Source organism: Bradyrhizobium zhengyangense (assembly GCF_022012435.1).
GTDB classification, from domain to species: Bacteria; Pseudomonadota; Alphaproteobacteria; order Rhizobiales; family Xanthobacteraceae; genus Bradyrhizobium; species Bradyrhizobium zhengyangense.
Genome location: NZ_JAKLUA010000030.1, coordinates 1 through 12,066, shown reverse-complemented (window position 1 = coordinate 12,066; position 12,066 = coordinate 1). Strand labels below are relative to the sequence as shown.

Genomic DNA, 12,066 nt, shown 5'->3' with positions numbered 1-12,066 from the left:
TGATCCTTACATCATCGCGATGCAGTCGATCTCGACGTCGAAGGGGCCGAACCATTCCGGCGTCACGACGAAGATTCGCGCCGGCGGATCTTCAGGGAAATAGCGTGCATAGATCGTGTTGAACGCGGCGAAGTGCTTGGTCGAGGTGCAGTAGATGTTGCACTTCATGACGTTGTCGAGCGAGGCGCCGGCCGCCTGAAGGCACAGCTTCATCTGCTCCATGACGATCTCGCTTTGCCGCTCGATCGGCATCTCCGCCAGATCGCCCGTCTGCGGGTTGAATGGTGGCAGGCCGGCTACGAAGATCATGTTGCCGGCGCGCGTGACCGGTGAGGTCGGCGCCTTCCAGCGGTCGAGATAGGACGAGATCGGTTCGACGCGGAGCGCTTCGCGTTTCATGGGCAACCACCTTCGGTTCAAGCGAGACTGCTGCCTGACTACATTATTCTGCGGCCGGCACGCTTCGCTAAAGCTCGAAGTGTGGTTGCGGTACTACGCCCGCTGCGGCATCTCCTCGGCCTCTTCCTTGGCGAGCAGCAGCAGCATCTCGATGCCCATGTCGCCTTCCTGCGGCGAGCGGATGAACTTGATCTCCTCGGCACTTTGCCGCAGTGCGGCAATGATCGCGACAGCCTGGTTGGCCGTCGCCGCTTCAGTCGCCAGAATTGCCTTCTGGTTCTTCGCCTGGAACCCGATCGTGTAGGACATGCACTTGTCTCCCCGAACTCAGTGATGAGATCGAATCTGAGTCGGGGCCGAAGCGAAAGCCTGTGCGAGTACGGACTTATCTGGGGATTGCGCGCAAGCCTCACGTAAGGCCGCGCCATCGTCATGCTTCCGTCACCAGTTGATGCGCAGCGATCCGATGCCGGCATAGCTCTGACCTGCCCGCGAGAATTCACCGGTGCCCCTTCCAGACAGCTCTGACCAGCGGTTGAGCGCCAGGCGCGAGCCAAGTTCGACCCGTCCGGAATCGGAGGCCGCGCGCGCGCCTTCGACGGTGAATGACGGCACCGGCATGTTGACCAGCGTCGCCGTGACGTTACGGGTCGGATTGAACTCATGCACCCAGGCGGCATTGGCAAAGGGCGACCAGACCATGCCATTGCCAAGATCGACGCGGCCGTCGAACTCGCATTGGCCGTCGGCGCAACGCGCGAGGCGGCGCACGTGGGCAGGTTCCAGGGCGCGCGCGCCGCATCGCCTTCGAGTGCGGCTACGGCGATTTGTCCTACTTCAACCGCAGCTTCCGCCAACGCTACGGTGCGACGCCGTCCGACATCCGCGCCGGACGGCGATGCGACGACGCCACGCCGCAATCATCGACGGAGGCGTGACGGCTCCTTACTATCGAAGGTCGCGCCAGCCGCCGCAGAAGATTACAAAATCCCCTGTGCCTTCAGCGCCTCGACCTTGGCCTCGTCGTAGCCGATGGTCGCCAGCACGTCCTTGGTGTCGGCGCCGAGCAGCGGCGGAGCGCGATAGTCCGTGATCGGAGTCCCCGAGAGGGTGAGCGCATTGCGGATCAGCGACAGATCGGGCTGGAAGGGATGGTCCACCTTCACCCGCATGCCGCGCGACTGTACGTGGGGATCGGAAAAAACCTGCTCGAAATTATTGATCGGACCTGACGGCACGCCGGCTTCCTCGAGCTTGTCCAGCCAATAGGCTACCGGCTTCTTCAGGAACAGGCCGGCGAAGATCGCCATGATCTCCTTGCCGTGCACGACACGGTCGTTGTTCTTGACGAAGCGCGGATCGCTGGCAAGCCCGGGCTCGCCGAGCACGGCGCAGGTGCGCTGGAACTGGCCGTCATTGCCGACCACCAGCATCAGCTCGCCATCGGTGCAGCGGAACACGCCGGCCGGCATGCCGCCATTGCCCCAGGTGCCGCGGCGCGGCGGCGTCTTGCCGTTGACGAGGTAGATCTGCAGCCAGTGGCTGAGCGAGGCGATCACGGTGTCGAACAGGCAGACGTCGAGATGCTGCCCGACGCCGCCATTGGCGTCGCGATGGTAGAGCGCCGAGAGAATCCCGATCGAGGCGTTCATGCCGGTCATATAATCGACGATGGAGGGACCGACCTTCATCGGGCCCTCGCCCGGCTCGCCGTCGATATGACCGGTGACGCTCATCAGGCCGCCCATTGCCTGCAGAATGGCGTCGTAACCGGCACGCGGCGCGTAAGGGCCGGTCTGGCCGAACCCGGTCACCGAGCAATAGATGATCTTGGGATTGATCGCCTTGATGGTTTCGTAGTCGAGGCCGTAGCGCTTGAGATCGCCGACCTTGTAGTTTTCCATGAAGACGTCGACGTCCTTGGCGAGCTCGCGGATGATCGCCTGCCCCTCGGGCTTGGCGATGTTCACGGTGACTGATTTCTTGTTGCGGTTGGCGCAGAGATAGAACGAATTGTTGTTGTTGGCCTTGCCTTCAGGGTCGGCGAGGTAAGGCGGGCCGAAGGCACGCGCGTCGTCGCCGGTGCCGGGCCGCTCGATCTTGATCACCTCGGCGCCGAGATCGCCCAGCATCTGGGCCGACAAGGGCCCGGCGAGCACGCGCGTGAGATCAAGGATCTTGATGCCTGAGAGCGGCAGGGCCGACATGTCGATTTCCTCCGGGGAACTGGATCTTGGCGCGGCGGCCCGAGGCCGCGCGCTCCCTGCCGATACACCATTTTGGCGTCCTGAGCACTGCACTGGCGGCATGCGGCCATCCCTGCCCCGGCGGCGGACGCAGTCCCGCAGCGACGAATTCCACGCCGCGAATAACGCCTCAGGTCGCGGCTGCCGCAGCCAATCGCGGCCGACGCCGTCCGAGCAGGACCAGGATCAGCACCGTCGCACAAGAAATCGCCAGCGTGAGGCCGAGTGCGCCGCGGCTGCCGAACTGGGTGAGCAGGCCGGCGAGCAGCGGCGGCGAGATGGCGGAGGCCAGATTGAGCGGCAATGCGATCATCGACATCGCCTTGGCGAACTCGGCCTGGTCGTAGAAGACGAGCGGGATCGTCGCGCGCGCCACCGCCATTGCACCACTGCCGGCACCATAGAGCAGGATGAAGGTCGCGACCGCCCAGGTCGCGCCCTCGCTCAGCATCAGCACTACCATGGCGATGGGCAGCGCCGTGCCGGCAACGAGCCCGGTGGTGATGCCGTCCCATCGGCCGCCGCCGAGGAAGTCGAGGCCGCGGGCGCTGACCTGGATCACGCCCAGCATCGAGCCGAATGCAAGGGCCTGCGCGGGCGCGAGGCCCTCCGCTCGCAACAGCTCGATCAGGATCGCGCTGATGCCGAAATTCACGAAGGCGTTCATCGTGATCACGCAGACGACGAGTCCGAAGGTGCTCCTTGGAATCGCAGGCGGCGGCGCTGCCTTGAAGGCCTCGCCACGATTGTCGGTCACGATCTTGCGGCGCGGCGCAACAAACGCATAGAGCGGAAGGTTGATGGCGAGCAACATGGCCGCATAAACGAGACAGGTCCCGCGCCAGCCGAACCAATCGCTGAAGAACGACGTGGTCGGCCAAAAGATGCTGCTGGAGAGACCCGTCACTAGCATCAGCCCGCCAATGGCATTCTTGGCGCCCCGCCCCGCGACCTCGTTCAGCATGATGTAGGCGCCGGTCGACAGCGTGGCGCTGCCACCCATGCCGAGAAATATCCAGCCGGCGAAATAGAGGATCGGCTCGCGCGCGAAGAACAGAACGACGTAGCCCGGCGCAGAGACAACAGTGCCCACCATCATCACCTTGCGCGCGCCGTGCCGCGCAAAGGCCTTGGCGAGCCAGGGCGCGCACAGGCCCATGGTGACATAGAGGACCGAACTGCCCGCGAACACCGCCGGCAAGCTCATACCTAGATCGGCCCCGAGATCGCGACCGACCACGGCCGGAAGGCCGATCGTACCCCATCCAATGAGTTGGGTGATTGCAAGCACCAGCAGAACCCCGATGAGCCTGCTGTCAGATTTCAAGAACCGCATTCCAGTCGTTGCCCGCCCGGCAGGCGCTGATCGCGCCTGTGAGCCCCTCTTACCCGCAGACTCAGCACACGGGAACGCCGGCCGCCGAATGGCAGAAGGCAGCCAGGAGCATGTCAGGCCAATGTCAGGCGCGGACGGCCGTCCCTAGCGCACAATCCCGAGCAAGGTTCGCGCCTCCGTTGCGGTTGCGGCTCGGCGTCCGTGGCGCGCCAAAGCCTCGCAGGCGATGCTCACCAGCTCCGCATTGCTGGCGGCAAGGCGCGTCTTGTCGACCCTGATATTGTCTTCGAGCCCGGTGCGAACGGCATCGGCGCCGCGCGTCAGGGCCCAGTCCATGACCTCGGCCTGATGACGTCCGATCCCGGCCGCGGTCCAGGTCGCCTTCGGGATCAGGCGCCGCAGTTCTGCCAGCAGAATGTCGAGCACATGCTCGTCAGCCGGCATCGCGTTCTTGACGCCCATGACGAATTGCACATGCGGGCGCGCATCCATCAGCCCCGCCTCGATCAGGCGCCGCGCGCCGTGCAGATGCGACAGATCGAAGATCTCGATTTCCGGACGAACGCCATTGGCCTTCATGCCGGTGGCGAGAGTTTCGACCAGGGCGGCGCTGTTCTCGTAGACGATCGTCGGAAAGTTCACCGACCCCGTGGAAAGCGAGGCCATGTCCGGCTTCAGATAGAGCGACGACCCACGTGCCGAGGGATCGCGGCCGCGCCCGCCGGTCGAGAACTGCACGATCATCCCGGGGCAATGCTTTCGGATGCCTTCCTGCACCAGCGCGAAGCGCTCCGGATCGGAGGACGGCGTCTCGTCGTCGTTGCGGACATGGATATGGGCGAGCGTGGCACCGGCCTCGAAGGCCTGGTGCGTCGATTCGATCTGCTCGGCCGGCAAGATCGGCACTGCGGGATTATCCTTTTTGCGCGGAACGGAGCCAGTGATTGCAACGGCAACAACAGCGGGATTCATACAGCACCCTCGTCATGATCGCGCTCATGCGCGAAAATCTTCGATCGACAGTCCGCTTATATCGTGAAGCTGCGCCGCTGCGAACATTATCAATCGCAGCGGCGCGGCCTCCCGCCGTCAGATCCGAGCTGCGGCTGCGCCGTGCGCGGCGCCTGCACGCTGCCGATCATAGTCGGCCCGCGCGATCGGGACGGCCGTAGGGTTACCGAGATCGTCGATGTGAATACGATAGGTTTCCCGAGCCGTGACGGCTGCAAGCGCCGCGATGACCGTGATGCCGAAGGCGATCGCTCCTACCGTCAAGGGAATGTTGGCCGAACCGGGAGGCGCCACGGTCGCGAACAGCGCCGGAAGCAGCGCGGTGATGGTGGTGCCGATGTTCTGCGAGATCGCCATCGCCGAGACGCGGGTGCGCGTCGGGAACAGCTCCGGATAGAAGCTCGGAAAGATCGCGTTGTAGCCCTGATAGACCACACCCCACATCAGCAGCGACAGCAGGATCGCGAGCGGCACGCTCTTGATGTTGATGGCATAGAGATAGCCGAAGGCGAGCAAGCCGGAGAGTAGCGCGCCCACGACGATGGGAGGCTTGCGGCCGACCTTGTCGGAGAGATTGCCGACGAAGGGAATGACGAAGATGGCCAGCATGTTTCCGAGGACCGGGATCCACAGATAGACGTCCTTGGCAAAACCGATGCCATAGGCCGGCTGCACCGCGTAGGCCGCGCCAAAGATGGTCGCGACCACAGGGATGACGTTCATTAGCGCCATGCAGATGACCCTGAGCATGTCGGGCCAGCTCAGCTTGATGGCCTGGATGATGGGCGAGCGCGGCGTTTCTCCTCTTTGGTCCTCGCGGGCAAAGGCAGGAGTTTCGTCGACCTCGCGGCGGATGATGTAGCCTGCGACGATGACGAAAAAGCTGAGCAGGAAGGGAATCCGCCAGCCCCAGCTGTTGAAGGCGTCGGTCGGCATATAGGCCGCCAGCGGCAGGAATACGGCGGCTGCGAGAATCTGTCCGGCCTGCACGCCCTGAAGCGCGAAGCTCGCATAGAAGCCACGGCGTCCGAACGGCGCGTGCTCCAAGATCATCGAGCTCGCACCGGAGATTTCACCGGCAACGGCAAAGCCCTGGATCAGGCGAAGGATGACCAGCAGGATCGGCGCGAGGATACCGACTTGCTGATAGGTCGGCAGAAGGCCCACCGCCATGGTCGACAGACCCATCATGAACATGCAGACGATAAGAACGGTCTTGCGGCCATGGGTGTCGCCCCAATGTCCGAGCACGAAGGCGCCGATCGGCCGGGCTATATAGCCGACGCCGTAAGTGGCCAGCGATGCGACGATGGCGACGGTCGGATTTTCCGACGGGAAGAATATCTGCGGGAAGATCAGCGACGCGGCGGTCGCGTAGATGAAGAAGTCATAATATTCGAGAGCCGACCCGATCCAGCCGCTCGCAGCGGCCTTCCTTGACTGGCTCACGTGATGGATTCCGGTCATCCTGGGAGTCCTCCAAATTTGTTTTTGCGGGCGGCCCGTGGGCGGGCTTCTTGGAGAAAATGGGCAGCATTCTCCGCGCGCCGTGCGGACTTTCCGCAAGCGTTCGTCACTGCCGATAGCTGCTTGATGACGCGACAATAGGCTTTCGCTCGCCTAACACAATTACCCAGTTATGCGATAAACCTAACATGATGTTATTCTAGCGGCCGGAGCGCCCGGAGCTGCATCACTCAGGCGGATTGAACGTCCGTACGAAGTACACGGGCTCGCTGTTCTTCTTCAGGCGATAGAGCTGCGCCGGGCGGTTCGGGCCGCGCCGCATCTTTGCGACCGGCTCGATCATGTCGGCCGACAGGATCCTTGTACGGAAGGCGCTCTTCTCCAGCGGTCGGTCGAGCACGCGCTCGTAGACGCGCTGCAAGTCAGGCAGCGTGAATTCCGGAGGCATCAGGTAGGCAGGCAGCGAGGTGTACTCCACCTTGTTGCGCAGGCGCTGGATCGCGCTGGCGAGGATATCGCCGTGATCGAAGGCGAGCTTTTCCTTGAGCCTGCCGTCTCGGATCGGAAACCAACGCGCATCCGATGTCAGCACGCCCGCCTCTTCCGGAATCAGCGCGAAATAAGCGTGGGTTGCCGACCAGCCGCGCGGATCGCGCGACGCGCTTCCCCAGCTTCCAAGCTGCTCCAGATAAGGGCTGGTGACCCCGGTCTTCTCCTTCAGCTTGCGCGCCGCGCAGGCTGCAAGATCGCGGTCCTTCGCGACGTCCACGAAGCCGCCCGGCAGAGCGAGGGTCAGCGGAAACGGCTCGCCCTCGCCGGCCGGGCGCTGCACCAGGAGCACCTGAAGCCTGTCGTCGCGAATCGAGAAGATCACGACGTCGACCGTGGTCAGGGGCCGCGGGAAGTCCAGATGTCCTGATTTTTCAGAGCCTTCGGCCCGATCCTCGCCCGCCATCGACGGCCTCCCCTGTTGGGTCTTGACAGTAGCACAGTTAGTTGTACAGTCCAACTTACTTAGTTGCTCAGACCAACTTATAGCTCACCATTGGAGACAGCCATGTTTGGCATCAGGTTCATCAAGGCCCAGCCCACCACCTATTTGATGAAGTACCGCGCCGGTGCTGTTGTCGCGGAGGGCACCGGCCTTTCCGCGTTCTACTACGCTCCGGTGACCACGCTGGTCGCCGTGCCCGTCGGCAGCCGCGACGCTTCCTTCATCTTTCAGCAAATCGCGCGCGACTTTCAGACCCTGACCGTGCAGGGCCACGTCACCTATCGCGTCAGCGAGCCGAAGAAGGCGGCCTCGATGCTCAACTTCACCCTGAAGCCCGACGGCAAGACCTATGAGAGCGACGATCCCGAGAAGCTGCCTGAGCGCATTCTCGGCACGGTCGAGGTACTCGCGCAGCAGGCGATCAAGGAATTGACGCTGAAGGAGGCGCTGCAGGCCTCCGACCGCATCGCCGACATCATCGCGAGCGGCTTGCGGGGCCGCGCCGACATTGAAGCGCTTGGCCTCGAAATCCTCGGCGTATCGATCCGCGGCATCAAGCCGACGCCGGATACAGCCAAGGCGCTGGAGGCGCAGGCACGCGAGGCAATCCTGAAGAACGCGGACGAAGCGATCTTCGCGCGGCGCAATTTCGCCGTCGAGCAGGAGCGCGCCATTCGCGAGAGCGAGCTCGACACCGAGATCGCGGTCGAGCAGAAGAAGCGCTCCATCCGCGAGACCCAGATGGACGCCGAGGCGAGCGTTGCCGCCAAGCGCAACGAGCTGCGCGAGGCCGGCATGGCCGCGGATATCGTGCTGGAAGGCAAGCGTAAGGATTTCGTCGGCCTCAACGCCGAGAACACCCGCACGCTGGCCGATGCCGAGGCCTATCGCGTCGGCGCGCTGATGAAGATCTTCGAGGGCGTCGACACCCGCGTGATCCAGGCGCTCGCCGCCTCCGGCATGCAGCCGGGCCAGTTGATCGCGCAGGCCTTCACCGGCATCGCCGAGAAGGCGGAGAAGATCGGTCAGCTCAACGTCTCGCCGGACCTGCTCAGCCAGCTGATCGAGAAGCCGAAGCCGGAGGCTGCCAATGCCCGCCGCCAATGACCGCAAGATCGTGCTGGTGACGCGCAAGACCAGGCTGGAAGACCTGGTCGCGCGTCACCTGACGGCGGCGCAGGCACGCTTCTATGTCGAGCATCTCGGCGCCGACTTCTCCGACTATGAGCGCGAGCACGAGATCTATCATGCGCAGCGGCACGCGACGGTTCAGGTGCTCGAGAAATGGGGCCGCTATCAGGTGATCGAGCGTGCTTTCCTGCCGAACTTCATGTTCGCCCCTGACGACATCGTCGTCGCGCTTGGCCAGGACGGCGTCGTCGCCAATACGATGAAATATCTCGACGACCATCCGTTGATCGGACTCAACCCGGATCCCGCGCGTTATGACGGCATTCTGTTGCCCTTCGCGCCGCGCGATCTTGCAAAGCTGCTACCTGATGTCGCCGCCGACAAGCGGGACAGCAAGGCCGTGACCATGGCGGAAGCGCGGCTCAGCGACGGCCAGGTGCTTCACGCCGTGAACGACCTCTTCATCGGCGCGCGCACGCATGTTTCTGCGATCTACGAGATCGCGGCCGGCGGGACGACGGAGCGGCAATCCTCGAGCGGGCTGATCGTCTCGACCGGGCTCGGATCGACCGCCTGGTTCAAGAGCATCGTCACCGGCTCGCTTGCGATCGCCGGCAGCTTCGGCCAGCCGCCCGCTCTGACGGGCTACGACGCCGTGCCCTGGGACGCAGCCGAGCTGCGCTTTGCCGTCCGCGAGCCCTTTCCGAGCCGCCACTCGCAGACCAATCTCGTCTGCGGTCGGCTTGCATCCGAAGAGCAATTGCGCATCCGTTCGCTGATGGCCGAGAACGGCGTGATCTTCAGCGACGGCGTCGAAGCCGACCGGCTCGATTTCAACGCGGGCGCCGAAGTCACGATCGGGATCGCCAAGCGGCGCGGCCGGTTAATCGTGTGAAGCGGCTAGATTCCGAGCGCGTTTTCGCCCTGTTGGCGGCCAGGCACGCTGACATGGACTTCGTGGCCCTCACGTAGCGCCAGAGATGCTGCAGCAACCGCCGACTCGAACGCGGCCTCCTTCGTGGCGTATCTGCTCTTGACGTTGCCGTCATGCAGCACGCCCCATTCGTCCTGGACCGGTACGATCGCGTATTGGGCAAGGCCCATCATTCCTCTCCTATCGCTGCGCGGCTTGTCTATCGCTGCGTTACTTGCGGATGGGCCGCCGTCACCCGCCACACCGTGTTGCCGCTATCGTCGGCAACGAGCAGCGCGCCAGTCTTGTCCAAGGCGACGCCGACGGGACGGCCGCGCGCCTGGTTGTCGGTGGTGAGGAAGCCGGTGACGACGTCCTGTGCCGGTCCGCTCGGCTTGCCGTTCGTGAACGGCACATAGACGACCTTGTAGCCGTTCAGAACCTGCCGGTTCCAGCTGCCATGCTCGCCGACGAAGGCGCCACCGCGATAGGCTTCCGGCAAGCTGCTGCCGGTGGAGAAAGCAAGTCCGAGCGGTGCGACATGCGAGCTCAGCGCATAGTCGGGCGCGATCGCCTTTTTCACGAGGTCCGGCCGCTGCGGCTTGACGCGGGGATCGACGTGCTGGCCGTAATAGCTGTAGGGCCAGCCATAGAAGGCGCCGTCCTTCACCGAAGTCATGTAATCAGGCACGAGATCCGGCCCGAGTTCGTCGCGCTCGTTGACCACGGTCCACAGCGCGTGGGTCTGCGGTTCGAAGCTGAGGCCGTTCGGATTACGCAGGCCGCTGGCAAAAATCCGCCAGCGACCGCTGGCGCGATCGACCTCGAGGATATCGGCGCGATTGTGCTCGGCCTCCATGCCGTTCTCGGTGATGTTGCTGTTGGAGCCGACGCCGACATAGAGCTTTGAGCCGTCCGGACTTGCGACCAGGCTCTTGGTCCAGTGATGGTCGATCGGGCCGCCCGGCAGCGGTGCCAGCACCGTGCCCGGTGCGGTGATCTTGGTGTCGCCTTCGGCGTAGGGATATTTCACGATCGCATCGGTATTGGCGACGTAGAGATCGTTGCCGACCAGGGCCACGCCGAACGGCGAATTGAGATGGTCGAGGAAGACGCTCTGCGTATCCGGCACACCGTCACCGTTGGTGTCGCGGAGAAGCGTGATGCGATTGCTGGGTCCGGTATCGCCGCCCGAGGTCGCCCAGGACTCGATATAGCCCATCACGATCTCCTTCGGCCGCTTGATCGCGGCGGCCTTCGGCGCCTTGGATTCCACCACCAGCACGTCGCCGTTGGGCAGCACGTAGATGGAGCGCGGGTGCTGCAGGCCGGTGGCGAATGCCTTGGCCTGCAAACCTTGTGCAACCGTCGGCGCCTCGTCCTCCTTCCAGCCGATGATGCGGGCGATGTGCATCGGCGGCAGCAGATATTGCTGGATGTCAGGGAGTACAGGATTGGCGCCGATTTGCGCCTTGGGATCGCCGCTGCCGTCATTGCAGCCGGCGAGAAGAGCGAGGAACGAAGCGCACAGCAGCGCGCGCATGGGAAAAGACATCATCGCGCAACTCCCACACCGTAGCGATATACCATGGCCCAGCCGAGCCAGCCGGTGACGGGCAGGATCAGCACGGTGAGAACCGAAAGAACCAGCCCCCACGGCCACACCGAGGTCCAGGCATCGCGCGTGTGAATCAGCGCATTGATGGTTGCGAGGATCATCGCCAAGACATTGCCGATCAGGTGCGGCCAGGCCGGCGTCTGCGCACGCACCAAGCGATTGCCGAGGAAATCGGTCAGGCCTGCGATCGCCGCCAGCACACCGAAGACGACGCCGACGACCAGAAGCCAGGCGGAGAAATCCGCCCACATGATCTCGGCGGAGACGAGATAGGCGATGTCGGTCAGCAACGCGCCGATGAAGCACGCGATCGGGATCGGCACCAGCATCGGATGAATGGGATGGCCTGCGATTTGCGCTATGGAGCGCACGCGCACGATGTCTTGCACTGAGGGCCTCGTGTGTTACCCACCCGATCGGCCAACTCGTGCTGCGAGCGATAGTTCCTACTGTTGTGCGTGGACGACCAAGCCAGCCCGATAAGCTTCGTAAGCGCGCTTCAGACCATCCTTGAGCGAGGTCGTCGCGCGCCAGCCGAGCCTTTCCAGACGGCCGACATCGAGCAGCTTCCGCGGCGTGCCATCGGGCCGCGACGTATCGTAGGAGATCTCGCCGCGATAGCCGACGATCTCGGCGACCACGCGGGCAAATTCGGCAATGGCGATGTCCTCTCCGGTGCCGATGTTGACGAGGTCGCTGCCTGAATAGGTCTTCATCAGATGCACGCAGGCATCCGCCATGTCGTCGACATAGAGGAACTCGCGCCGCGGCGTCCCCGTGCCCCAGACGACGACACTCTTGGCGCCAGACTCTTTCGCCTCATGAAAGCGGCGGATCAGGGCGGCTACGACGTGGCTCAATTCAGGGTGATAACTGTCGCCGGGGCCATAAAGATTGGTCGGCATCACGCTGATGAAGTCGCTGCCGTACTGGCTGCGATAGGCCTCCGCC

General features: G+C 63.8%; 15 protein-coding genes. 3 read left to right on the top strand and 12 right to left on the bottom strand.

Annotated elements, in window-relative coordinates; genetic code table 11:
- Positions 1-6: 6 nt before the first annotated feature.
- From L6637_RS39485 to L6637_RS39475, 3 genes are all read right to left on the bottom strand, one after another.
- Positions 7-399 carry a RidA family protein gene (locus L6637_RS39485; RefSeq protein ID WP_237874115.1) on the bottom strand — a complete coding sequence of 131 codons (393 nt, stop codon included), beginning with the start codon at positions 397-399 and terminating at the stop codon, positions 7-9.
- 93 nt (positions 400-492) lie between these two features.
- Positions 493-708, bottom strand: coding sequence for a hypothetical protein (locus L6637_RS39480; protein ID WP_045008240.1), 216 nt, complete (start codon positions 706-708; stop codon positions 493-495).
- Positions 709-840: 132 nt separating this feature from the next.
- Positions 841-1,170, bottom strand: a complete 330-nt coding sequence (locus L6637_RS39475) for an autotransporter domain-containing protein (protein WP_237861376.1) — start codon at positions 1,168-1,170, stop codon at positions 841-843.
- Here L6637_RS39475 and L6637_RS39470 point away from each other — a divergent pair.
- Positions 1,137-1,337, top strand: a complete 201-nt coding sequence (locus L6637_RS39470) for a helix-turn-helix domain-containing protein (protein WP_377803218.1) — start codon at positions 1,137-1,139, stop codon at positions 1,335-1,337. The genes L6637_RS39475 and L6637_RS39470 overlap by 34 nt on opposite strands.
- A gap of 42 nt (positions 1,338-1,379) precedes the next feature.
- On the opposite strand, the gene L6637_RS39465 is transcribed toward L6637_RS39470, so the two are convergent.
- The 5 genes from L6637_RS39465 to L6637_RS39445 all read right to left on the bottom strand — a co-directional run bounded on the left by L6637_RS39465 (position 1,380) and on the right by L6637_RS39445 (position 7,414).
- The gene (locus L6637_RS39465; protein ID WP_237861374.1) at positions 1,380-2,606 is read right to left on the bottom strand and encodes a CaiB/BaiF CoA transferase family protein; all 1,227 of its coding nucleotides are present in this window, start codon (positions 2,604-2,606) and stop codon (positions 1,380-1,382) included.
- 169 nt (positions 2,607-2,775) lie between these two features.
- Complete coding sequence (locus L6637_RS39460) at positions 2,776-3,981, bottom strand: MFS transporter (RefSeq protein WP_237874113.1); 1,206 nt, start codon at positions 3,979-3,981, stop codon at positions 2,776-2,778.
- A gap of 144 nt (positions 3,982-4,125) precedes the next feature.
- Complete coding sequence (locus L6637_RS39455; protein ID WP_237861372.1) at positions 4,126-4,953, bottom strand: 3-oxoadipate:acetyl-CoA acetyltransferase; 828 nt, start codon at positions 4,951-4,953, stop codon at positions 4,126-4,128.
- Positions 4,954-5,070: 117 nt separating this feature from the next.
- The gene (locus L6637_RS39450; RefSeq protein ID WP_237874111.1) at positions 5,071-6,459 is read right to left on the bottom strand and encodes an MFS transporter; all 1,389 of its coding nucleotides are present in this window, start codon (positions 6,457-6,459) and stop codon (positions 5,071-5,073) included.
- Between the two features lie 226 nt (positions 6,460-6,685).
- Positions 6,686-7,414: an NUDIX hydrolase gene (locus L6637_RS39445; RefSeq protein WP_237861370.1), complete on the bottom strand. Its 729-nt coding sequence runs from the start codon at positions 7,412-7,414 to the stop codon at positions 6,686-6,688.
- 102 nt (positions 7,415-7,516) lie between these two features.
- On the opposite strand from L6637_RS39445, the gene L6637_RS39440 reads away from it, so the two are divergent.
- Both L6637_RS39440 and L6637_RS39435 read left to right on the top strand, forming a co-directional pair.
- Entirely contained in the window at positions 7,517-8,560 is a 1,044-nt protein-coding gene (locus L6637_RS39440; protein WP_237874110.1) for an SPFH domain-containing protein, read from the top strand.
- Complete coding sequence (locus L6637_RS39435; protein WP_237861368.1) at positions 8,544-9,479, top strand: diacylglycerol kinase catalytic domain-containing protein; 936 nt, start codon at positions 8,544-8,546, stop codon at positions 9,477-9,479. The genes L6637_RS39440 and L6637_RS39435 overlap by 17 nt, the downstream gene beginning before the upstream one ends.
- A gap of 5 nt (positions 9,480-9,484) precedes the next feature.
- Here L6637_RS39435 and L6637_RS39430 read toward each other — a convergent pair whose 3' ends face one another.
- The 4 genes from L6637_RS39430 to L6637_RS39415 form a co-directional block, all read right to left on the bottom strand.
- Positions 9,485-9,688 (bottom strand): hypothetical protein, encoded by a 204-nt coding sequence (locus L6637_RS39430; RefSeq protein ID WP_237874139.1) that lies wholly within the window; start codon positions 9,686-9,688, stop codon positions 9,485-9,487.
- Positions 9,689-9,717: 29 nt separating this feature from the next.
- Complete coding sequence (locus L6637_RS39425) at positions 9,718-11,055, bottom strand: PQQ-dependent sugar dehydrogenase (protein ID WP_237861366.1); 1,338 nt, start codon at positions 11,053-11,055, stop codon at positions 9,718-9,720.
- Positions 11,052-11,504 carry a DUF2231 domain-containing protein gene (locus L6637_RS39420; protein WP_237861364.1) on the bottom strand — a complete coding sequence of 151 codons (453 nt, stop codon included), beginning with the start codon at positions 11,502-11,504 and terminating at the stop codon, positions 11,052-11,054. The genes L6637_RS39425 and L6637_RS39420 overlap by 4 nt, the downstream gene beginning before the upstream one ends.
- Before the next feature lie 57 nt (positions 11,505-11,561).
- The coding region (locus tag L6637_RS39415) for an NAD-dependent epimerase/dehydratase family protein (RefSeq protein WP_237874109.1) at positions 11,562-12,066 on the bottom strand (505 nt) is incomplete at its 5' end.

Coding starts and splice junctions, on each gene's coding strand:
- L6637_RS39485 (WP_237874115.1), bottom strand. CDS start 399: ATGAAACGCGAAGCGCTCCGCGTCGAACCGATCTCGTCCTATCTCGAC.
- L6637_RS39480 (WP_045008240.1), bottom strand. CDS start 708: ATGTCCTACACGATCGGGTTCCAGGCGAAGAACCAGAAGGCAATTCTG.
- L6637_RS39465 (WP_237861374.1), bottom strand. CDS start 2,606: ATGTCGGCCCTGCCGCTCTCAGGCATCAAGATCCTTGATCTCACGCGC.
- L6637_RS39460 (WP_237874113.1), bottom strand. CDS start 3,981: ATGCGGTTCTTGAAATCTGACAGCAGGCTCATCGGGGTTCTGCTGGTG.
- L6637_RS39455 (WP_237861372.1), bottom strand. CDS start 4,953: ATGAATCCCGCTGTTGTTGCCGTTGCAATCACTGGCTCCGTTCCGCGC.
- L6637_RS39450 (WP_237874111.1), bottom strand. CDS start 6,459: ATGACCGGAATCCATCACGTGAGCCAGTCAAGGAAGGCCGCTGCGAGC.
- L6637_RS39445 (WP_237861370.1), bottom strand. CDS start 7,414: ATGGCGGGCGAGGATCGGGCCGAAGGCTCTGAAAAATCAGGACATCTG.
- L6637_RS39440 (WP_237874110.1), top strand. CDS start 7,517: ATGTTTGGCATCAGGTTCATCAAGGCCCAGCCCACCACCTATTTGATG.
- L6637_RS39435 (WP_237861368.1), top strand. CDS start 8,544: ATGCCCGCCGCCAATGACCGCAAGATCGTGCTGGTGACGCGCAAGACC.
- L6637_RS39430 (WP_237874139.1), bottom strand. CDS start 9,688: ATGGGCCTTGCCCAATACGCGATCGTACCGGTCCAGGACGAATGGGGC.
- L6637_RS39425 (WP_237861366.1), bottom strand. CDS start 11,055: ATGATGTCTTTTCCCATGCGCGCGCTGCTGTGCGCTTCGTTCCTCGCT.